Source organism: Tahibacter caeni, from assembly GCF_024609805.1.
Taxonomy (GTDB): domain Bacteria; phylum Pseudomonadota; class Gammaproteobacteria; order Xanthomonadales; family Rhodanobacteraceae; genus Tahibacter; species Tahibacter caeni.
On record NZ_JANFVR010000056.1, the window covers coordinates 1 to 20,414 of the forward strand.

General features: G+C 69.0%; 24 protein-coding genes and 1 pseudogene. 11 read left to right on the forward strand and 14 right to left on the reverse strand.

Annotated elements, in window-relative coordinates:
• Positions 1 to 126 precede the first annotated feature (126 nt).
• Together NON22_RS07330 and NON22_RS07335 are read right to left on the reverse strand one after the other, a co-directional pair.
• Positions 127 to 882 carry a CHAP domain-containing protein gene (locus NON22_RS07330; RefSeq protein WP_257386280.1) on the reverse strand — a complete coding sequence of 252 codons (756 nt, stop codon included), beginning with the start codon at positions 880 to 882 and terminating at the stop codon, positions 127 to 129.
• Positions 883 to 928: 46 nt separating this feature from the next.
• Complete coding sequence (locus tag NON22_RS07335) at positions 929 to 1,993, reverse strand: hypothetical protein (RefSeq protein ID WP_257386304.1); 1,065 nt, start codon at positions 1,991 to 1,993, stop codon at positions 929 to 931.
• Here NON22_RS07335 and trmY point away from each other — a divergent pair.
• Complete coding sequence (gene trmY / locus NON22_RS07340; protein WP_257386281.1) at positions 1,913 to 2,506, forward strand: tRNA (pseudouridine(54)-N(1))-methyltransferase TrmY; 594 nt, start codon at positions 1,913 to 1,915, stop codon at positions 2,504 to 2,506. The two genes, NON22_RS07335 and trmY, sit on opposite strands and share 81 nt — an antisense overlap.
• Before the next feature lie 165 nt (positions 2,507 to 2,671).
• Positions 2,672 to 2,995: a hypothetical protein gene (locus NON22_RS07345; protein ID WP_257386282.1), complete on the forward strand. Its 324-nt coding sequence runs from the start codon at positions 2,672 to 2,674 to the stop codon at positions 2,993 to 2,995.
• Positions 2,996 to 3,020: 25 nt separating this feature from the next.
• On the opposite strand, the gene NON22_RS07350 is transcribed toward NON22_RS07345, so the two are convergent.
• Both NON22_RS07350 and NON22_RS07355 read right to left on the reverse strand, forming a co-directional pair.
• Entirely contained in the window at positions 3,021 to 4,523 is a 1,503-nt protein-coding gene (locus NON22_RS07350; protein WP_257386283.1) for a hypothetical protein, read from the reverse strand.
• A 238-nt stretch (positions 4,524 to 4,761) separates the two neighbouring features.
• Positions 4,762 to 5,100, reverse strand: coding sequence for a YciI family protein (locus NON22_RS07355; RefSeq protein WP_257386284.1), 339 nt, complete (start codon positions 5,098 to 5,100; stop codon positions 4,762 to 4,764).
• 348 nt (positions 5,101 to 5,448) lie between these two features.
• Here NON22_RS07355 and NON22_RS07360 point away from each other — a divergent pair, with 348 nt between their 5' ends.
• From NON22_RS07360 to arsJ, 6 genes are read left to right on the forward strand one after another with little or no spacing between them, the layout of a single operon-like run.
• On the forward strand, positions 5,449 to 5,808 hold the full coding sequence (locus NON22_RS07360) for an ArsR/SmtB family transcription factor (RefSeq protein WP_257386285.1): 360 nt from the start codon (positions 5,449 to 5,451) through the stop codon (positions 5,806 to 5,808).
• Positions 5,805 to 6,338, forward strand: coding sequence for an arsenate reductase ArsC (locus NON22_RS07365; RefSeq protein ID WP_257386286.1), 534 nt, complete (start codon positions 5,805 to 5,807; stop codon positions 6,336 to 6,338). Before NON22_RS07360 ends, NON22_RS07365 begins: the two co-directional genes overlap by 4 nt.
• Before the next feature lie 8 nt (positions 6,339 to 6,346).
• Complete coding sequence (arsB, locus tag NON22_RS07370; RefSeq protein ID WP_257386287.1) at positions 6,347 to 7,399, forward strand: ACR3 family arsenite efflux transporter; 1,053 nt, start codon at positions 6,347 to 6,349, stop codon at positions 7,397 to 7,399.
• A 34-nt stretch (positions 7,400 to 7,433) separates the two neighbouring features.
• On the forward strand, positions 7,434 to 7,940 hold the full coding sequence (locus NON22_RS07375; protein WP_257386288.1) for an arsenate reductase ArsC: 507 nt from the start codon (positions 7,434 to 7,436) through the stop codon (positions 7,938 to 7,940).
• Between the two features lie 47 nt (positions 7,941 to 7,987).
• Positions 7,988 to 8,995 carry an ArsJ-associated glyceraldehyde-3-phosphate dehydrogenase gene (locus tag NON22_RS07380; protein ID WP_257386289.1) on the forward strand — a complete coding sequence of 336 codons (1,008 nt, stop codon included), beginning with the start codon at positions 7,988 to 7,990 and terminating at the stop codon, positions 8,993 to 8,995.
• Positions 8,992 to 10,248 carry an organoarsenical effux MFS transporter ArsJ gene (arsJ, locus tag NON22_RS07385; protein ID WP_257386291.1) on the forward strand — a complete coding sequence of 419 codons (1,257 nt, stop codon included), beginning with the start codon at positions 8,992 to 8,994 and terminating at the stop codon, positions 10,246 to 10,248. The genes NON22_RS07380 and arsJ overlap by 4 nt, the downstream gene beginning before the upstream one ends.
• A 311-nt stretch (positions 10,249 to 10,559) precedes the next feature.
• On the opposite strand, the gene NON22_RS07390 is transcribed toward arsJ, so the two are convergent.
• The 3 genes from NON22_RS07390 to NON22_RS07400 are packed head-to-tail and all read right to left on the reverse strand — an operon-like array spanning position 10,560 to position 13,116.
• The gene (locus tag NON22_RS07390) at positions 10,560 to 11,999 is read right to left on the reverse strand and encodes an NAD(P)-binding domain-containing protein (RefSeq protein ID WP_257386292.1); all 1,440 of its coding nucleotides are present in this window, start codon (positions 11,997 to 11,999) and stop codon (positions 10,560 to 10,562) included.
• A 13-nt stretch (positions 12,000 to 12,012) separates the two neighbouring features.
• Positions 12,013 to 12,546 (reverse strand): arsinothricin resistance N-acetyltransferase ArsN1 family A, encoded by a 534-nt coding sequence (locus tag NON22_RS07395; RefSeq protein ID WP_257386293.1) that lies wholly within the window; start codon positions 12,544 to 12,546, stop codon positions 12,013 to 12,015.
• A 39-nt stretch (positions 12,547 to 12,585) separates the two neighbouring features.
• Complete coding sequence (locus NON22_RS07400; protein ID WP_257386294.1) at positions 12,586 to 13,116, reverse strand: MarR family winged helix-turn-helix transcriptional regulator; 531 nt, start codon at positions 13,114 to 13,116, stop codon at positions 12,586 to 12,588.
• Between the two features lie 279 nt (positions 13,117 to 13,395).
• Here NON22_RS07400 and NON22_RS07405 point away from each other — a divergent pair, with 279 nt between their 5' ends.
• Positions 13,396 to 14,766 carry a M12 family metallo-peptidase gene (locus NON22_RS07405; RefSeq protein WP_257386295.1) on the forward strand — a complete coding sequence of 457 codons (1,371 nt, stop codon included), beginning with the start codon at positions 13,396 to 13,398 and terminating at the stop codon, positions 14,764 to 14,766.
• 132 nt (positions 14,767 to 14,898) lie between these two features.
• Here the strand turns inward: NON22_RS07405 and NON22_RS07410 are convergent, their stop codons facing one another.
• The gene (locus NON22_RS07410; RefSeq protein WP_257386296.1) at positions 14,899 to 15,774 is read right to left on the reverse strand and encodes a hypothetical protein; all 876 of its coding nucleotides are present in this window, start codon (positions 15,772 to 15,774) and stop codon (positions 14,899 to 14,901) included.
• A gap of 253 nt (positions 15,775 to 16,027) precedes the next feature.
• Here NON22_RS07410 and NON22_RS07415 point away from each other — a divergent pair, with 253 nt between their 5' ends.
• Positions 16,028 to 16,840 carry a universal stress protein gene (locus NON22_RS07415; RefSeq protein WP_257386297.1) on the forward strand — a complete coding sequence of 271 codons (813 nt, stop codon included), beginning with the start codon at positions 16,028 to 16,030 and terminating at the stop codon, positions 16,838 to 16,840.
• Between the two features lie 19 nt (positions 16,841 to 16,859).
• Positions 16,860 to 17,441: a nitroreductase family protein gene (locus tag NON22_RS07420; RefSeq protein ID WP_257386298.1), complete on the forward strand. Its 582-nt coding sequence runs from the start codon at positions 16,860 to 16,862 to the stop codon at positions 17,439 to 17,441.
• A gap of 24 nt (positions 17,442 to 17,465) precedes the next feature.
• Here the strand turns inward: NON22_RS07420 and NON22_RS07425 are convergent, their stop codons facing one another.
• The 6 genes and pseudogenes from NON22_RS07425 to NON22_RS07450 form a co-directional block, all read right to left on the reverse strand.
• Positions 17,466 to 18,368, reverse strand: coding sequence for a carbonic anhydrase family protein (locus NON22_RS07425; RefSeq protein ID WP_257386299.1), 903 nt, complete (start codon positions 18,366 to 18,368; stop codon positions 17,466 to 17,468).
• Between the two features lie 97 nt (positions 18,369 to 18,465).
• Positions 18,466 to 18,672, reverse strand: a complete 207-nt coding sequence (locus NON22_RS07430; protein ID WP_257386300.1) for a hypothetical protein — start codon at positions 18,670 to 18,672, stop codon at positions 18,466 to 18,468.
• A 180-nt stretch (positions 18,673 to 18,852) separates the two neighbouring features.
• Positions 18,853 to 19,635, reverse strand: coding sequence for a PepSY-associated TM helix domain-containing protein (locus NON22_RS07435; protein ID WP_257386301.1), 783 nt, complete (start codon positions 19,633 to 19,635; stop codon positions 18,853 to 18,855).
• Positions 19,636 to 19,638: 3 nt separating this feature from the next.
• The gene (locus tag NON22_RS07440; protein WP_257386302.1) at positions 19,639 to 19,935 is read right to left on the reverse strand and encodes a hypothetical protein; all 297 of its coding nucleotides are present in this window, start codon (positions 19,933 to 19,935) and stop codon (positions 19,639 to 19,641) included.
• Positions 19,932 to 20,219 (reverse strand): hypothetical protein, encoded by a 288-nt coding sequence (locus NON22_RS07445; protein WP_257386303.1) that lies wholly within the window; start codon positions 20,217 to 20,219, stop codon positions 19,932 to 19,934. Before NON22_RS07445 ends, NON22_RS07440 begins: the two co-directional genes overlap by 4 nt.
• 4 nt (positions 20,220 to 20,223) lie before the next feature.
• A pseudogene (locus tag NON22_RS07450) lies at positions 20,224 to 20,414 on the reverse strand (hypothetical protein); the annotation flags it as partial.

Here is a 20,414-nt window from a genome sequence, read left to right on the forward strand (position 1 = left end):
CAGCGCCCGGCGGATGCTCGGGCGCGCGCTGCGCGATCGCGGGCACGCTCCACGGCGTGCCCGTGCGTGCCGCGTCTCGGTCGCCCTGGCGACGCGTCGCCGCGCACGCGGCGGCGCGTCGTGAGCTCAAGGCACGTGCCCGAACCCCAGCAGCTTGTCCATGCGGCTCAACACGTACGAGAAACCCTGCACCTGCGGACTGCGATTGCCTTCGATCGTGTAGAGCATGCCGTCCTTGACCGAGTGCACGAGGCCGATATGGCCCTGCCAGCCGTCCAGGCTCACGCGCCACCAGACCACGATGTCGCCGGGCACCGGCTCGTAGCCGCTGCCCGGCGCATGGGCCCAGCCGCGCCGCTTGAATTCGGCGAGCACGCCGCGCGCACCGACCGTATACGGAAACGGCATGCGGTCGAGGCGGCTGCCGCCGGCGGTGTAGAAGCACCAGCTCACGAACGCCGCGCACCAGGGATCGCCGGTGCCGCCGTCGACCGGCGCGAAGTACTTGCGCACGAACGGACCGCGGTTGTCGCCACCGATCTCGCGCGCACCCTGCGCGATCTCGCCGATCGCGGCAGCCAGCGCCGCGCGGCCGGCGGTGCTGCCGCCCCGGGCAGGCAACCGGGTGTAGTCGACCGCACTCGGAGCCGCGATCACCGGCTTCGGGTGGGTCAGGCTCCACTGCGTGAGCGGCCCGACCTTGCCGTCGACGACCAGCGGCTGGCCGTGCTGGTCTAGGTTCTGCGACTGGAATGCCCGGACCGCGGCGAACGTCGCCGCGTCGAAGACGCCGTTCGCCACGCACGGGTAACCGCGGTCCGCCAGCTGCCGCTGCAGATTACGGACCGCGACGCCGGTGTCGCCCTTCTTCAGTACGCTCATTGCACTCTCCCGTTGCCGGCACGCCGCCGGAATCGTCTGGCCCTCGTCAGTCGTCCAGCGCCGGCGCGCGATTGAGCCGTTCCAGCAGGCGAGGATCGACGCGCACGTCGGGCTTGATCGCCTGCGCCTTGGCGATATTCGCTTCGGCGCTCGCTTCCTTGCCGAGCACCACGTAACCCTTCGCGATCGTCACGCGCGTCGGCGCCGGCAGCTCTGCGGCAGGCACGTCGAGCTTTTTGACGAGGCTTTCGATCTGCGCGGCCCTGCCGGAATCGACGGCTGCGCCCGGCGTTACGGGCACGTCTTCGACCGCCTGCCTGAGCTTGGCCGCAAACACCGGAGCCAGCGCGCTCTTCACTGCCGGCGGCGGGTCGGACGCGTCGACCTTCTCCGCGATCGCGTAGGCCTTGTCGACGGCGCCGACGCCGCGATAGGCGTTGGCGATGACCGCATTCTGCTCCGGCGTGCTCGCGCGGGGCGCGAGCGTCTCGATCGTCGCCAGGACGTCCTGCTGTTGCTGCGTGCTCAGGTTCGGCGTCTTGCCGTCGGCGAACTGCGCCTCGAGCTGAAGGAACTCGTTCTTGATGCTGAAGCTGCGGAGGCTCGGATAGCCGATGAACAGCAGCGATATCAGGGCGCAGGTGACGCCGATCCCGCCGTTGGCCACGGAGCTCTTGCGCACGCAACGGACCAGGGCCCACAGACCGACCAGAAACAGCAGCACGCCCAGGGCGAGCAGCACGATTTCGTAACTGTAGAGGTTGGCGAGCATGCTGCCGCCCGAAGTACCGTTCATGACCCCTCCTTCCGCCGGTCGCTTGGACAGAACGCCGCTGCGGATCAGGTGCGCCGCGCGTGCGGTTTCTCTCACTAGGTCGACACGCCGACGCGGTTCGTCACCGGCCGGGGCTGGTCTGCCGCTGCATCCGGCCCTCCGGGCCGGCCGCCGCCATTCACCGGCCGGGTCCGACTTTTCGGCGGAGGTTGGGTATTCTCCCGCCCCGGCAGAACCAACGACCGACACCGAAGCATGCGAACCTTCGTACTCCGAGCGCGCGCGGCGCCGACAGACAGCGCGAAACTGCTGGCCTCGGTCGGCCAGGAAGCGCATACCGAAATCCTCGCGCATACCCTGATGAACGCGATCTTCATCGCGCAGTCGCACCGCGACGACGTCGTCGTGTATCTCGTGCTCGAGAGCACCGCCGATTTTTCCCGCACGATCCGTTTCGACGCGAACGAGATGCACGACATCGGCGGCTTCCACGAGCAGTCGCTGCTCGGCAAGGTCGCGAAGGCGCTGGACGCATCCCGCGGCATGGGCAAGGAAGACACGCGCCCCGTGGAAACCGGCGTCATCGTGCGCACGATCAGCTTCGAGCGGCTGGTCGCCGAGCTGGCCGAAACGTGCCAGCTCTACGTCATGGATCGCAAGGGCACGCCGATGCGCGAACAGGCGTTCGACGACCAGCCGTGCTTCCTGCTGACCGACCACATCCCGATGCCGAAAAAGACCTTCCACAGCCTCGAGCGTCTCGGCGCGAAAAAGATTTCGCTCGGATCGAAGATGCTGTTCGCCTCGCAGTGCGTAGTGCTGATCCACCACGAGCTCGATCAGCGCTAGCGCCAAGGTCGAGGCAGCCCCACCGATCGGCCGCGCGGCGGCGGCCGTCGCGGCCGTGTCGGGAATGCGAGATCGGCGATCTCCGATGCACGTGTATGACGGCACCCGTCTCGATTTGCGAGTGCGACGGGGGCCCGACCACTCGTCAAGGAGTCCGCCATGTGCATGAAAATCTGCCTTCGCCTGCCCGGCCGGCCGCCGTTCCTCCCCGGGCGCCTGATCTGTTTCCACATCCCCTGCTGGCCGTGGGACCGGTGGCGCGACGATCCGTTTCCGCCGTTCGAGATCGACGGCAAGGCACCCGACTGGCTGCCCGACGCGAGGGCGCTTGCGAGCCTGAACGCGCTGATTCCGACGGTCGGCCGCGACGCCGCCAGGCATTTGAACGCCGCATCCAAGGGCCTGCTCGAGTCGCTGAAGGCGCGACTGCCGGAAGGCGCGACGGTGACGTTCATGAAAGACAAGCCGAAGGTCCGCCGCACCCGCTAGCACACCTGGCCGGTTGCATCGCGCGTTACGGCGTCTGCGCCGGCGCGACGGCCGGCGGCAGCGGCGGATTCACCGACAGCAGGTTCGGCACGGCGTACAGCGAACCCGCGGCGGTCACGTGGCTGATCGCGATGCGGCGCGCCTTGAGGTTCGGCATCGGCGCGACGTCCTGGAACGTCGTCGCGTTGTGGCAGGAGAAGCAGTTGCCGACCGTCGACGGCGTCGTCGTGCCGGTGAAATTCTGCACGAAGGTTTCGGCGGTGACGTTGGCGAGGTTGACCGAACCGACGGCGGTGCTCTGGTTGCTCGTCAGCCCGAACGTGCCGGGCTGCATCCAGACGGTGCCGATCAGGTCGTAGTTCGCGAAACGCCGCTGCGGCGGCGACTGCTGCTGCAACACCGTGTGCGCGGCCGCGTTGACGGCGTCGATATTGGCCGGACCCGCGGGCGAGAACGTTTCGCCGCCGGTACGGTTGGCCAGCACCGCATTGCTGACGGGCGAGAACTTCTGCGTTTTCGGATCGAACGTGAACGCGGGCGCCGCAACGAGCGTGGTCGTCGTCGTGACGGTCGTGCCGGGTGCCGACAGCGGCGAGGCCGTGCTCGTACTGCTCGCCGTGGTCTGCGTGCTGGGCTGGTTGGCCCGGTCGTACGGCGTGCCGCCGCGATACAGCGTATAGCTGCGCGGATCGCTCGCGCCGGAGGTCGGATCGAAGGTGCCGTCCTTGAAGCGCGGCGAATTGTCCTTGTGCTCGAAGGTCGCCCAGAGGAATTCCGGGTGGTTGATGGTCTGGCCTACCACGTGCAGCCCGAGCAGCGCGACATCGACCGTCACGGTCGCGCCGTCCGGCGCGACATAGAGCGTGTTGTCGGCGGTCAGGAACGTCGTCAGCACCGGCACCTGGGCCTTGGTCACGAACGCGCCGTCCGGCGCGGCCTGGCCGGGTTCGAGCCGCAGCCAGGTGGCCTTGAACACGGCCGCGCCGACGCCGAAGTAGTCGGAATCCGGATTGCGCTCGTAGTCGCCCGTGACGACGCGGTTGCGCCGGACCGTGTCGAAATAGCTGTCGTTCATGTGCACCGAGGCGTAGACCGGATAGCCGTTCGCCGCGACGAGCATGTTGCCGTCGGCCTCGACGATCGCGCCGGTGCCCTCGATCGCTCCGCCGCGTCCGTGCAGGCCGCGCGTCGCAAGGGTCAGCGTGCGCGGACCGGCGACGGAACGGCCGCGCGTCAGATCGCCGATCGTCGGCAGGCCGAGGAAGCGCGGCACGCCGTGCGCATCGAGCGCGGTCGCCCAGACGAAGGCCTCCCAGGACCATTGATGGAACTGGCAGTCGACCGCGCCGATCGGCGTGTCGTCGGTCGGAAACACCGTCTTCGCCTTGAGAAACGACGGCAGGAACTCGCCCCAGCCCAGGCGCGGGCACAGCGCCGCCGCTTCCGGCGCCGGCGCGTCCGCCGCCGCAGTCGCTGTCACGGTGGCCAGCAGCACCGCGCCCGTCCATCCGCCCAACGTTCGTTTCATGATCCTGTCCCCTGTCGATGATGAGCCTTGCCGCCGGACGCAGTCCGGCCGCGGGTCGCGGCGCTGCGTCCACAAGACCGCGAAATGCGCAGTTGGCAAACTGCCGCATCCGGGGCACGCGCCGGATGCGGTGCCGATTCGGCTTAGCGCAAAGGCAGGGGTTCGCGGCTCATCGGTGCGCCGGCGGCCGGAATTGCCGTCGACGACGGTGGCCTGCGGCTCTTCGCCCGGCTCGCGGTCAGGACTCGGGATCGAACATGATCTCGCGAACTTCCTGGGCGCAGCGACAGGCCGCGGCGAGCTTCGCCGCCCACTTCAACGCCTCTTCGCGGGACGGCACCTCGAGGATCGAGAAGCCGCCGAGCACCGCCTTGGTCTCCGGGTAAGGCCCGTCAGCGACCGAACCGTCGGCGGCGACGATGCTCGCGCGCTGGCTCAGGAGACCGCCGCCGAAGATCCAGACGCCGGCTGCCTTGGCCTCGCGCACGACGGTGCGCGCCGCCTCGCCCACGGCCGGGAGATCCTCTTCGGGAATCACCATCGTTCCGTCGTCGAACGAGATCAGGTATCGCTGCATCTCCACTCTCCTTCGTCCGATGGCCGGCCGGCAAAGCATCGGCCGCCCTCATGACAGTTCTGGCGCGCAGCCGAAGCGTTCGCGTTCGCGAGCACCCGAAAGCCGCATCCCGGACTCTACCGGCGATGCACCGCCGCGGGAACCGCGGCGCCCTCCGGAGCGTGGATCGATGCCGAACCGATCCGCCGCGTCCCGGGCGCAACCGTCGCGTTCCGTCAATCGCCCCCCGGAGTCCGTCGTTGCGGTGCGGCAAGCGCCGCGCCCGTGTGGCGCGACGTTCCCGTCATCCGCTCGCGAGGTCCCGCGCGACGGCTTGTGCGCTTCCGTCTTTTCCACAATAATCGAACAATGGAAACGAAAGCCGCCCTCAAGGCCCTTGCCGCACTGGCGCACGACTCGCGCCTCGCGATCTTCCGCCGCCTCGTCGAACTCGCCCCCGACGGCGCACATGCCGGCGCCATCGGCGAAGCACTCGGACTACCGGGCGCGACACTCTCCTTCCATCTGAAAGAGCTGCACCACGCCGGACTGGTGGAAAGCCGGCAGGAAGGCCGCTTCGTCCGCTACACCGCCAACCTCGCCACGATCCAGGCCATCGTCGGCTACCTGACCGAGACCTGCTGCGGCGGCAGGCCCGAAATGTGCGCTCCCGGACCCGTCGCACTGCCGGTGCCGACGGTGAAGCGCAAGATGGCGCGGCCTCAATGAACACCGTCGCGACGCATCATCCTCTGCGGGTCCTGTTCCTGTGCACCGGCAACTCCGCGAGGAGCATCCTGTGTGAAGCCACCTTGCGACACTGGGGCGCCGGACGTTTCGAGGTGTACAGCGCAGGCAGCAGGCCGGCCGGGCGGGTTCATCCCGACGCCCTTGCGCAACTGCAACGGACCGGGATCGCGACCGATGGCCTTGCCAGCAAGTCCTGGGACCGGTTTGCTGCTGAAGGCGCCACGCCGGTGGATCTCGTCATCACGGTCTGCCACAGCGCCGCGCAGGAACCCTGCCCCGTGTTCTTCGGCAATTTCGTCCGGGCACACTGGGGATTGCCGGACCCTTCCCACGCACCCGGCGATGCGGCCGACGTGGCCCGGGCATTCGCCGACACGCATGCGCTGATCACGGCGCGCGTCAGGGCGCTCGCGGCGGCGCCCGTCGAAACGATGGACGCCGAGGCGCTTCGCGCCGCCGTCGACGCGATCGCCGAGCAGTACCCCATTCCCGCCGGGGCCGCACGGTGAGCGCCGCCATGTCCAGCGTCCCCGCGCCGCCGGAGCGACTCGGAATTTTCGAGCGCTACCTCACGGCGTGGGTCGCAGCCTGCATCGCCGCGGGAACGGCGCTCGGCTACGCGTTGCCCGGCGTCTTTGCGACGTTGAGCGCCTGGGAACTCGCCAAGGTCAACCTGCCGGTGGCAGTGCTGGTCTGGATCATGATCATCCCGATGCTGCTGAAGGTCGATTTCGGTGCGATGGGCGACCTGCGCCGGCATTGGCGCGGCATCGGCGTGACGGTATTCGTCAACTGGGCGATCAAGCCGTTCTCGATGGCGCTGCTCGGCTGGATCTTCATCCGTCATGTGTTTGCAGCCTATTTGCCGGCCGATCAGATCGACGCCTACATCGCCGGGCTGATCCTGCTGGCGGCCGCGCCCTGCACCGCGATGGTCTTCGTCTGGAGCAATCTGTGCGGTGGCGAACCCAGGTTCACGCTGAGCCAGGTCGCCCTCAACGACGCGATCATGGTCGTGGCGTTCGCTCCGCTGGTCGCCCTGCTGCTGGGTCTGTCCTCGATCACGATTCCGTGGGCCACACTGCTGATCTCCGTCGCACTCTATATCGTCGTCCCGGTGCTCGTCGCCGTCACGGTACGGCGGGCGGTCCTGCGGCGCGGCGGCGAACGCGCGCTGCAGGCGCTGCTCGCGCGTCTGGGACCGTGGTCGCTCGTCGCACTGCTGCTGACCTTGATTCTGCTGTTCGGCTTCCAGGGCCGGCAGATCGTCGCGCAGCCGGTCGTGATCGCGATGCTCGCGGTTCCCATCCTGATCCAGGTCTATTTCAACGCCGGCCTCGCCTACTGGCTCAACCGCCGTCTCGGCGTGGCGCACTGCGTGGCCGGTCCGTCGGCGCTGATCGGCGCCAGCAATTTTTTCGAACTCGCCGTGGCGACGGCCGTCAGCGTATTCGGCGTGCATTCGGGCGCCGCGCTCGCGACCGTCGTCGGCGTGCTGATCGAGGTGCCCGTGATGCTGACCGTCGTTCGCGGTATCAATGCTTCGCGGTGCTGGTACGACAGGCGCTGACCACTGGCGCTCGTGCGGAACATCGGAGAACGCCATGCAGCAAATGTATCGAGTGTTGTACCTGTGCACCGGCAATTCGGCCCGCAGCATCCTGGCGGAAGCCTTGACGCATCGGCTGGCGCGCGGGCGCTTCGAGGCGTACAGCGCCGGCAGCAACCCGCGTGGGGAAGTTCATCCGATGACGCTGGCGCTCCTGCGCAGCGTCGGTCTTCCCACGGACGGCCTGCGCAGCAAGAGCTGGAATGAGTTCGCCGCGCCCGAGGCTCCGGCAATGGATTTCATCATCACCGTGTGCGACCGGGCCGCTGGAGAGCCGTGTCCGGTCTGGCCCGGGCACCCCGTCACCGGCCACTGGAGCATTCCCGATCCCGCCGCCGTCGACGGCCCGCTGCTCGTCCGGCAAGCGGCGTTTCGGGACGCGATGTACGTTTTGAAGCAACGCATCTCCCTGCTGACGGAGCTCAAGGCCGATTCGCTCGACCGCATGGCGTTGCGCGTGCGACTCGGCGACATCGCCCGGCAGGCGACGAGCCAGCCCTAGCGGCGGTGCTTCGATTTCACCCATTGCTGCGGAGCCAAGGAATCACGATGACGATACGCGTAGGCATCAACGGCTTCGGCCGCATGGGACGGCTGAGCTTGCGGGCGGCCTGGGAGTCGTCCGACCTGACGTTCGTGCAGATCAACGAGCCGGCCGGCGACGCCGCCACGCTGGCGCACCTGCTGAACTTCGATTCGGTGCATGGCCGATGGTCGCACGAGGCGCGCGCCGACGGAGACGCCCTGCTCATCGGCGACCGGCGCATTCCGGTCGCGCGCAGCAAGGCGATCGCCGACACGGACTGGTCGTCGTGCGACGTCGTGATCGAGGCCTCGGGCAAGTTCCGCAAGAGCGAGCTGCTCCGGCCCTACCTCGATCAGGGCGTCGAACGCGTCGTCGTGACGGCGCCGGTCAAGGAAGCCGGCGTGCTCGATTGCGTGGTCGGCGTCAATCACGAGCGCTTCGATCCGGCGGTTCATCGAATCGTGACCGCGGCGTCGTGCACGACCAACTGCTTCGCGCCGGTGGTGAAAGTGATCCACGAAGGCCTGCGCATCCGCCACGGCAGCCTGACGACCATCCACAGCCTGACCAACACGCAGGTCATCGTGGATGCGCCGCACAAGGACCTGCGCCGGGCGCGCGCCTGCGGTTCGAGCCTGATTCCGACATCGACCGGTTCGGCCACCGCCATCGCGCAGATCTTTCCCGAGCTCGCGGGACGCCTGGACGGCCATGCCGTGCGCGTGCCGCTGACCAATGCGTCGCTCACGGACTGCGTGTTCGAGGTCGAGCGGCCGACGAACGTCGGTGAAGTGAACGCGCTGCTGAAAGCCGCCGCCGACGGTCCGCTGCGCGGCATCCTCGGCTACGAGGAACGTCCGCTGGTATCGATCGACTATCGCGGCGATCCGCGCTCCGGCATCGTGGACGCCTTGTCCACGATGGTCGTGAACGGCACGCACGTAAAGATCTACGCGTGGTACGACAACGAATGGGGCTACGTGAACCGGACGGCCGAACTCGTACGCCTCGTCGGCGCAGCGAGGCGATGACGCTCGTGGCAGTCGGCCGCTCCGCCGCGCTCCGCCAGTACGTCCTGATCACCGGCAACTACTGGGCGTTCACGCTGACGGACGGCGCGCTGCGCATGCTGGTGGTGCTGCATTTCCACCAGTTGGGCTACACGCCGCTGCAGGTAGCGCTGCTGTTCCTGTTCTACGAGATCTTCGGCATCGTCACCAATCTGGTCGGCGGCTGGCTCGGCGCGCGCATCGGCCTGAACCGCACCATGAACGCCGGCCTGGCCCTGCAGGTGGTCGCGCTCGGCATGTTGACCCTGCCGGCAGCCGGCCTGACGGTGCCCTGGGTCATGACGGCGCAGGCCCTGTCCGGCATCGCCAAGGACCTGAACAAGATGAGCGCCAAGAGCAGCATCAAGCTGCTCGTACCGGGCGACAGTCCGGGCGTGCTGTATCGGTGGGTGGCCGCGCTGACCGGCTCCAAGAACGCGCTCAAGGGTGCCGGCTTCTTCCTCGGCGGCGCGCTGCTCGCGGCCTTCGGCTTTCGCGCCGCCGTCGCCTCCATGGCCGCCGCCCTGTTGTTCGTGTGGGCGGCCAGCCTGATCCTGCTGCAGCGCGACCTGGGCAAGGCGAAGAACAAGCCGAAGTTCCGCGATCTGTTTTCCAAGAGCCGCGCGGTCAACCTGCTGTCCGCGGCACGCCTGTTCCTGTTCGGGGCTCGCGACGTCTGGTTCGTCGTCGCGCTTCCCGTCTTTCTCGCGACGACGCTGGGCTGGAGCGACTGGGCCATCGGGGCTTTTCTCGCGAGCTGGGTGATCGGCTACGGCATCGTGCAGTCGCTTGCTCCGTATGTCACGGGCCACCGCAGCGGCCGCGTCCCGGATGGCAGGAGCGCGTTTGCGTGGGCGGCCGTCCTGGCGGCCGCACCGGCGGCGATGGCCGTATTGCTGAGTCACTCGGCCGATGCGACCGTCGTGCTGACGGCCGGCCTGGCGATCTTCGGCCTGCTGTTCGCCGTCAACTCGTCGCTGCACAGCTACCTGATCGTGAGCTACGCCGCCGAGGACGGCGTATCCCTCGACGTCGGTTTCTACTACATGGCCAATGCGGCCGGACGCCTGCTCGGCACCGTGCTTTCCGGCGCCGTCTTCCAGGCCGGCGGACTGGTTCCCTGCCTCTGGATCGCCGCCGCGCTGGTCGGCGCGGCGGCGCTCGTCTCGCTCGCTTTGCCGCGGCACCGCTCGCCGGTCGGCCCGCTCCGCGCAGCGCCCGATGCCGGCGACTGACCGCGTGCCGGTCCACGCACCACCGGGTACCGGCCGGGACGCGAGGCAAGACGATCAGTGTGCCCGACGACACCGCCGGACGACCCGTGACACACATCGATGGCACGGCCCCGGCCGAACCGGCGTCCGACTGCGGCCGCCAACGCGGCGTTGACGGCCAGCCTTGCCGGAAACACGCCGGCGATCGTGGCGTTCGACGTCCGGATTCGTCCCGCACGGGCACGGGCATGAGCGGTGATGCATAGTTAAAAAAACCACAATACGCTAATTGATCGCGTCCGGGATCCAGACGACGGAACAGCGCGGCCGGATCATGCGCGCACCTGGCCGCAGCAGGACGATCGGGCCGGAACCCCGGCGGCGACGGCCGGCGCGATCGTCGGCGCAGAACCGCAGCCGCAGCCGGCCAGACCGCCGGCCTTCGCATCCGCATCGGCAACGCAGCACGCCGAGACGCCGGACGATGCGGGACCGCCGCAACAGGCGGCGGCGGCCGCCTGCTCGCCATCGGCGAACTGCGTAGTGCATACGCCGGTTTCCGGCAGCACGAGCTCGACACGCCGGGCCGCTTCCCAGTCGCCGGCAATCGCCGCGGCGACGGAACGCACCTGTTCATAGCCGGTCAGCAACAGGAACGTCGGCGCGCGGCCGTAACTCTTCACGCCGACGATGTAGAGGTTCGCATCGGGATGCGCGAGTTCGATCGCACCGTGCGGCCGCACGCTGCCGCAACTGTGGAGATTCGGATCGATCAGCGGCGCCAGCGCGGACGGCGCCTGCGTGCCGGCATCCATGTCGAGCCGCACTTCGTCGAGGATGCCCAGATCCGGCCGGAAACCCGTGGCGGCAATCAGCTCGTCGACCGCGGGCAGTGCGGCCTCGTCGCTCCAGGCGACCCAGCCGGCGTCCGACCGTTCGATGCGATCGACGTGGACGTTCGCATGGACCGTGACGACGCCCGCCTCGACCAGGCGCGCGATGCGCACGCCCAGCCGGCCGCGTTCCTTCAACTGGTCGTTTTCGCCGCCGCCGAGGATGCGCTGCAACGAAGGCCGGCGCACGGCCCAGTGGATGCGCGTGCCCGGGGAAGTCCGGGCCAGCCGTGCCAGATCGGTCAGCACGTTGAATGCGGAGTGGCCGCTGCCGACCACGAGCACGCGTTTGCCGGCATAGCGGTCGCGAGCCGTTCCGAGCACGTCGGGAATACCGTAGGCCAGGTGCGCGGCCGCGGCGCGTTCGCCCAGCGCCGGAAGACCGGCGGCGCCGACGGGATTGGGGATCGACAGGGTGCCGGAGGCGTCGATCACGGCCTCGGCCTGCAGCTCGCGCTCCTCGCCGTCCTGGACATACCGGACCACGAACGGTGCGGTATCGCGCTGCGCGTTCTTCATGCGGTCGCGATGGCGTTTCGTCACGCCGGTGACTCGCGCGTCGACGCGGATCTGCGGCGCAAGCTCCGGCGTGGCGGCGAGCGGTTCCAGATACTGCTCGACGACTTCGCGCCCCGTCGGGAAATGCGTCGGGTCGGGCGGCTGCCAGCCGTTCGCGGCCAGGAGCTCGGCGGAGCGTGCGTCGATGTTGTATTCCCACGGCGAGAACATGCGCACGTGCGACCACCGGCGAATGCCGGCGCCGACCTGCGCGCCGGCCTCGAGCACGACGGGGGTGAAGCCGCGCGCGCGAACATGGGCGGCGGCGGCCAGGCCTACGGGGCCGGCACCGATGATGACGACTGGCAAAGAACGGGACATGCGGCACCTCGCATCAGGGGGATGTGTCGCCGGCGGCACCGGCGAGGTTTTCGGGGATCAGGCGTTCGACGATGACCACGTCGAGCCACTGGCCGTCGAGCCGGCCGTGTTTCTCGTACACGCCGACTTCTCGAAATCCGCAGGCACGGCACAGCGCCCGGCTGGCCGCGTTGAACGGAAAAACCCGCGACACGACTTTCCAGAATCCGGCACTGCGGGCGGCATCGACCAGGTCGTCCAGCAGGACACGACCGACGCCACGGCCGCGCGCCGATGCATCGACGTAGATGGAGAACTCGGCGATGCCCGCATAGCAGTCGCGGCTGCGATAGCTGCTCAAGCCGGCCCAGCCGACGACCGCGCCGTCCGTCTCGATCGCTACCCGTAGCGGGTAACGATCGTCCGCGATCCGCGGCAGCAGATCCTCGATACGACGCGGCCGGGTTTCGAACGTCGCGCTGCGCGCGGCGATGCCCTGGTTGTAGATGGCCGTTATCCGTGACGCATCGGAGGAGGCGGCGGCCCGGGTGGAAATCTGCGCGCTCATTGTGTTGTCAGTAACAACCATATGGACAAAAGCTAAAGGTCAGTCGCCGTTCGATGTACCGCAGGAAGGCGCACAGCCGCCGACACTGACGCCGGAAACGAAACGCGCCTCGGCGGCCTTGGCCAGGCGCCGGATCACGTCGGTGACGCTGGCGCGAACCTGCGGATCGATATCGGCCAGCATTTCCGCCTGCTGAGCGACGAGCTCGCGGTTGATCGTGTCGTACAGAGAACGGCCGCTCGGCGTGATCCGCAGCGAAAGCGCGCGGGCGTCGTTCTCGTCGGTGCGGCGCTCGACGTAGCCCTTGCGCACCAGCGCATCGATCACGCGGGTCGTCGTGCTCTTGTCGAGCAGCAGCAGCGCCGCGAGCACCTGGCTGCGCATGGGACCTTTGTCGGCGAGCGCTTCGAGCGCATAGCACTGCGTGACAGAAATGTCATGGCAGCAGATGCGGTCGCGATCGCGGAACTGATAGACGCGGACGAGATCGGCCAGCGCGGCATTCAGGGCCTCGGCGTCTGCCCACAGTCTGGACGAAGGCTTGTTCCGGCTGCTCGACTTTGGTTGCATGGCGCAACTATACGCGCCGCGCAGATGATTGCAAGTAGCAACTTACAGGACCGGAACCGTCAGGTTCTGCCGATGCGGGCCCGGGTCATCGCCGAGCGATCGGCCAGGTCCGGTCGTGCGCGGACCACCGGCGGCCGCCCACGCCTGGACCGACCCCAAAGACCAGGCCCGTCGAAGCGGTTCCCAGGACAGGAAAACGAACAGGATGAACGTCCTCGTCACGCAACCCGCCTCGCGGTTTGCTTACCATCGGCGGCAGCGATCGAACGGGAGTCGGCGATGAGCCGGAAAATCGCGCGCCGCGGCGCGCTGCTGGGTTTACTGCTCGCATCCGGCGCCGCCGCGGCGCGGGACGTCGACGCCACCGCATTCCTGCGCGACGGCGGCAACCGCGCCGGCGCCGTGCGCCTGACCGGCGTGAAGGCCGGCACGACGACGGTCACCCTGGATCTGCGTCGCTTCGAGGTGTTCGCGCGCAACACGCAGCTGCTGGCCGACGACGGCCAGGGCAAGGTGCGGCAGCTGCCGCGGCCGCGCACGCGCTACTACGGCGGCACCGTCGTCGAGACCGGCGCCGCGGCGTTCCTCGCGGTCGAGGAGGACGGCAGCGCGCGCGGCCTCGTCGACGCCGACGGCAGCGCGTCTTCGCTGGATGCAAGCGCCGGCGGCGCACTGCGGCTCGTCGCGATCGACGCCGACGCGCCGCGCGCGGACGGCGGCTTCCAGTGCGGTACCGACGACCTGGACCAGGCGCGCCGCCTGATCGAGGATGCACAGGCCGTCGCCGGATCGGCGTCGCCGTCGTCGCCCCAGGGGACGCTGCCGTATCGCGCCCGCGCGGCCATCGAAACCGACTACCAGTTCTACCAGCGCTTCAACAACGCGACGACGGCGACGCGCTACGTCGGCGACCTGATGGCCTATGCCTCGACCAAGTACGTGGCCGAGATCGACACGCGCATCGAGATCTCGTTCCTGCGCCTTTGGACCACGGCATCCGATCCGTGGAACGAGACGACCTCGAACTGCAGCCTGTACGAGTTCGGCTCCTACTGGAACGCGAACATGACCGGCGTCCAGCGCACGTTCGCCCACATGCTCAGCGGCCGCACGACGGGCGGCGGCGTCGCCTGGCTCGGCACCTTGTGCTCCGGGCCGTTCAATTCCGCCGTTTCCGGCTGCAGCTTCGGCAGCGGCACCCTGCCCGTCGGCGGCGACTACGGCTTCACCGGCAACATCAGCGGCGGTTTCAACGCGGGCAACCCGCAGGTGGTCTGGGACATCGTCGCGTCGTCGCACGAGATCGGCCACAACTTCAATTCGCCGCACACGCACTGCTACGGCGGCATCGGCGGCAACGCGAATCCGGTCGACCAGTGCTCCGCGTCCCAGGCCGGCCAGACCGGCTGCTACAGCGGACCGACGTCGCTGCCGGGACCGGCCGGCCAGGGCAGCGGCACCATCATGAGCTACTGCCACCTGCTGTCGCCGGGCCTGTCCAACATCAGCCTGCGCTTCGGCAACGGCCATCCCTACGGCGTGGCGCCGGAACGCGTGCCGGCGCGGATGCTCGCGCGCATGAACAGCCTCGCCCAGTCCAACCCGGCCTGCGTCGTCGACGACACCATCTTCGCCGCCGGCTTCGACTGAGGCGATACGACCAGGCATCGACAGAACCGGTACCGCTTGCCGGCAGTTCGCGCCGCCGGCCGGCGACGGCTCGCGCAGCGCTGCGTCCCGGACGCGCAGCGCTGCGGCTCCCGATGCTTCGGCGCTCGCCGCTCAGCCCTGCAGATCCGTCACGTCGTCGAGATCCACCTGCACGTGCTTGCCGTACCAGTGGCCGTCGATCAGGACCAGATCGTGTTCGGCCCAGACCGGCGCGCCGAACACGGTGATCGTCGTGCGCACGCGGGCGGTGTCCTGGCCGCGTTCGAGCACGTCGACGCGCAGCGAGTCGGCGACGGCGTCGAGATCGATGCCGTAGGTGCGCACGGCTTCCTTGGCCGCGGTCAGCATCGGCCCCGCGCGTTCGAGCACGCCTTCGAGCGGCAGCGCCTTGAGCTGGTCGACGTCGGTGATGCCGGTGCGGCGCGCCGCGTCGGTCAGCACGGTCAGCGAGCGGCGCAGCGAGGCGACGCTGAAGAAGTCGGTCGTGTTGACCCAGCGCTGGATGCCGGGCAACGCGCCGCGCAGAGCTTCGCGCTGGGCGTCGGTCAGCTTCGTCTCCGAGGAGTTGACCGCGACGCTCAGCGCACCCATGCCCATCAGCAGCATGCCGGCCGCCTGCGGACGGGCCTTGGCCAGCTCCGGCTCGAGCTTGGCCATCAGCTGGTCGACCGCGTCCGGCGCGGTGAACTGCTGCATCTTCTCGGCGAAGCGGGCGCGCTCGGCATCGCTCGTCGGCTTGTTGCGCTGCAGCTCGTAGGCGGCGCGGGCCTGGTCCCACTGCCGGCGCGGCGTCAGTCCCTGGGCCAGGCCGGCCAGGTCGCCGGCGCGGAACAGCTCGGCCAGGTGTTTGATTTCCATGGCCGGATCCGGCGCGTTCAGGCTGGCCGCGCGGACCGTGACGGGCGCGGATTCCGCGGCGGCGAGCAAGGTGGACGGACCGACCAGGGCGACGGCCAGCAGGCTCAGGGACAGCAGTTTCGTCTTCATGCGGCGCTCCTCTCGTTGGGAGCTTTAGTGTGTTAGTGATCTACAACACCAATAAGTGACGGAAGTCATTCTGGGCTAGTCACGCGCCGTCGGCGACCGCGGCTCTCGCCGTCGGCCGGCGACCTCCGCGTCCGCGCGCAGCCCTGGCGCACGCCAATACGACGCAGGCGTCGATCGTGGGCGGCTTGATCTGCGTCAAGCCGTCGCCGGCGCGTCCCGCGCAGGCTATGCCCATTCAGACGAGGCCACCGCCATGCTCGATATCCTCGCTCCCGTGCGTCATGTGCATTCGTGGCAAGGCAGCCCGCGCTATGCCGCCGAGCTGGCCGCGCTCGTGCAGGGGTCTCTCACCGGGCTCTATGCCCTGGAGCCGCTGACCGCCGCGCCCAAGGAAGCGTCCCCGGGAATGCTTGCCGAGGTCATCGAGTTCCTGCGCGAGATGCTCGATACGGCCAAGCGCGCGGGTCCCGATTTTCAGCGCTGGGCCCGCGATCTCGGCGTGCACGAGGCACAGTGGCGCGCAGCCCAGGGAAGCCTGCCTCAGATGCTGGCCGCCACTGCGCCGTGGCACGATCTCGTGGTGATGGGAGCCGATGCGCAGAGCACCTGGGAATCGCCCGGAGGCCTTGCCGAGCTGCTGCTCGGCCTGCGCCAGGCTTGCGTCGTGGTTCCGCCGGACGTCGAACACCTCAAGCTCGACACCGTCGTCATGGCCTGGAACGGCGCCGCGGAAGGCACGCGTGCGATCCGTTCCGCGCGCCCGCTACTGCAGCACGCGCGCCGTCGCATCCTGTTGCAGGCACGCGTACCCGCGGTCCAGCCGCCGCTGGCGCTGCAATCCATGTCGGACTACCTGGAGCGCCGTGGCTTGACGCACGAACTGCATCGGCTCGATGCGGCGCCCGGCGATGCGGGCGAGGCCATCCTGCGCGAAGCCGACGCAGTCGACGCCGACCTGCTCGTGATGGGCGCCTACGGCCGCAGCCGTTTCAGCGAATGGGTGCTCGGCGGCGCGACGCGCGCAGTACTGGCGCAGGCGCGGATGCCCGTGCTCCTGCAGCATTGACCGATCGGAGAGGTGGACCATGACGGATTCCGACCGGCACATGAGTGTGCACGAGGCGATCGCCGGCCGCTGCGCCGTGCGTGACTACGCCGCCCTGGTGCCTGGCGACACGCAGCTCGAGCGGCTGCTGCAGGCGGCCGTGCGCGCGCCGACCGCCCTGCATGAAGAACTCTGGCGCTTCGCAGTGATCCGCGAGCGGGCCCTGCTGGACCGCATTTCCGCCTGCGCCAAGGCAGCGATGTCGGCCCGCGCCGACGGCTTGCCGCACGACGCGATGGCGGCGTTCACGGCCGAAGATTTCCACATTTTCTACAACGCGCCGGCACTGATCGTCATCGGCACCGAGGCGCCGGGCCGGTTCACGGACGCAGACTGCTGGCTCGCGGCCGAGAACCTTATGCTGGCGGCGCATGCGGAGGGGCTCGGCAGCTGCGTCATCGGATTGGCCGTCGACGCCTTGAACGACGTCGCGGTGAAACGCGCCGTCGGATTGCCGGCCGGTTTCACCGCCGTATCGCCGGTCATCGTCGGCACCCCGGCAAATCCGGCAGCCCTGAGTCCGACGCCGCGCAAGCCGCCACACGTCGTGCTGTGGTCGTGAGGCCGGCGATCGCTCCGGCGGGGGTTATTTCGGCGTCACGAGATAAACGACCGGCTGGGGCTGCGCCACGGACCTGACCGTGCGTACGTTGTTGCGCGGCATGCCGTTTGCGATCAGCGCTGCATTGAGCCGGCCGATGATCGCCGAGGAGGTGCGGACCGGCGTCTGCAGCACGAACCAGCGGATGCCCGTCGTGCACGGCGGCGTGGTCAGCGATCCGACGTAGCTGTAGAACGGCTGCTGGCCGAAGCGCCAGAGCACGCGACCGAGATCCAGCGCGGCGATCGAGTTCGGCGGCGCGCTCAGCGCCTGGTAGGCCGCGGTCAGGGTCGGGTCGTCGCCGGCCGTGTCGTCGGCCGTCCAGAGCACGGCGAAGACCGCGGTGCCGCCGTACGCGTCTGTGGTCTTGATGTGCAGCTCGTAGGCCGGATTGCCGGCGACCACGTGCTCGTTGCGGTAGTGGAAGTGGAATCCGGCGACGGTGTAGACGTACGGCCGCGTCGCATCGTCGACGCCCGGCGTCATCGCGACCGAAGGCCCCAATGCGGCCTGGAATACGACGTTCTGATCGTGGCTGTCGAACGTGGCCTGCGTGATCACGGTCGATGCGTTCCAGGCCGTCGTCGTGACCTTGGTCAGATCGATCGGCGACTGCTGCGGCGGCGGGAGCTTGGCGCAGGACTCGCCCCAGCTCGGGCCTTCGGGATAGGTCCATTGCGCGGCCGCCGCCGCTTCGTACGCGGCGGAGGAATGCCCCGCATCGCGTGCCGGCGCGCGTGCGCAGCCGCTCGCCGCGAACAGGAATAGGAGAACTGCGAGCGTTCTGAACCCCGCGGCGGCGGTCGCCGGCGAAACGACGGGATTCCGGCGATGCCGCTGGATGCGGGCGCGGTCGCTCGGTGTGGCGACGCGGTGTGTGCCGTGCATGTCCGCCCCTCCCCCTCGGAGCCGAAGTTGATTTTTACACTAACAGCGTTTTGTCCCCTTGCAAAGCGGTTTTGACAGGAATTTCACGCGTTTTCCGCTACGCGCTTGCAGGATTTTTCTGCGTATTTGTCGTGGCGGAATCCGCGGCTGCCATCGTATCCGCCGTCCGCGCCCGCTCCCGCCGCGCGGTCGCCGCCTCCGACCAGATGCTGTCGGCATGGCCGCCGCGCCAACGCCGGCGCGATTGCCGCGCGAGCAGGAGCAGCAGCGGTACAGCGGCGAGCGCGGTCAGGTCGACCGCCACGCTCGCGCCGCCGTGATTCCAGGTGCCGGCGACGCCCCACACGCCGGCCCAGGCTGCCCGACGGTATCAGCGCCGTCGGCACGGCGGCCGCCAGCAGCAGTTCGCTGGCACCGCGTGCGGCGCCGCGGATCAGCGCCCAGGCCATGCAGGCACGAACACGCCGTAGTAGATGCCGTGATGTCAGGCGGCAACAGAGGTCGCAAACGCCGGGAGCCATTGCGCCGGCGGCGCCGCTGCCGGCGCGTCCTCGTGCCAGTGGATGCCGTGCGGATACACGACCCGGGCTTGCGCGGCGTAGAACGGATCGTGGAACGCGAAGACGACGCAGGTCAGCGCCATGATCAGATGGAACGGCAGGCTGACGACGCCGAGCGCGTCGTGTACATCGAGCCACAGCCTCTTGATGCTCCGGCCGATGCGCAGCGCGAAGAAATCCGCGGCGAAGGTCGGCAGCAGGATGATCGTGCCGGAGACCAGGGCCATGGCGTACAGCAGCGCGACGATGCCCATGAGCGGCCGTGCGACCGCGCCCGGAAACGGCAGGCCGAAGGACTGGTGCAAGGCGTCGATGAATTGCGCCACGCGCGCCCGGTGCAGCCGTTCCACCTGCAGGCTGCCGTCGGCGGCGAAGCTCGCGCCGTAGTCGACGGACTGGCGGCGGTTCTCGCCGCGCACGCGCCAGACCACGCGGGCCGGCAATTCGGGCGTGGGCTCGATCACGACGGAATACGCCTTGGCGGCTTCCGGATGCGCCGCGAGCACTGCGGCGATCAGTTCCGGCGTCCGCGCGAGCGGCGGCGGCGCGGAGAGGACCGACGGCGGCGTGGCCCAGCGTTCCAGCGGCTTCTCGAACATCGTGATCGCGCCGGCGTAGAACGCGATGAACAGCATCAGCCCCGCCACGATGCCGACCCAGATGTGGACGTTCTTGTAGACCTTGACGATGTCGCTGCGGATCTTCATCGCCTAGCCCAGGGTCCTGCGCGCGAGCGTGAGCAGGCCGAACGCGATCGCGTCGGCCGCTGCCAGCCACAGCCACGCGCGCCGGCTGTCGCGGAACAGGAACACGCACGACAGCACGCCGGTCCAGATCGGTGCGACCAGCCACATGACGAACTGCACCTTGCCGTCGCCGGCCACGACGCCGCCGGGACCTAGCCAGGCGAACAGTCCCGACGTAGCCAGCGCAAGCCCGAAGCCGAGCAGCGCGCCGGCGCAGGTCTTGCCGAACCAGTGACGGCTTTGCAGGCGGCCGGCGCTCATGCGCGCAGCCTGCGGACGCGGCCGCGCCAGGCACCGAAAAACGGCGCGGCCGTTCCGCTCAGCATGACGAGGGTCAGCCAGGTGAAGACCGCGGCGGCACGCCCCATGGTCGGCAGGAACAGCGCGAGCGACGCCAGCAGGCAAGCCAGGGCGAGCCAGGGCCGGCCGCGCCGCGGCCACGATCCCTGCGCGCGCCACTGCTGCTGCGGCGAGGCGACGTAGGACAAGGCGACGCCGGCGATCGCGAGCAAGCCCGCCGGCACGGTGAGCCAGAGCGTCAGCATGGCATTACGGTCCGTCCGCCGTATCGGGTGCCGCGCCGGCGGCGAGGAATCGGGCGAGCGACGCGCCGAGAGTTTCGCCGTGCGACAGGTCCGGCAAATGTTCCACCGTCGTCGCGATGCCGCGCGCGCGCAGCCGCGCCGCCAGCGTCTCCGCCGCCTCGGGCGGAACGCTCCGGCGCGCCCGGCGCATCGCCT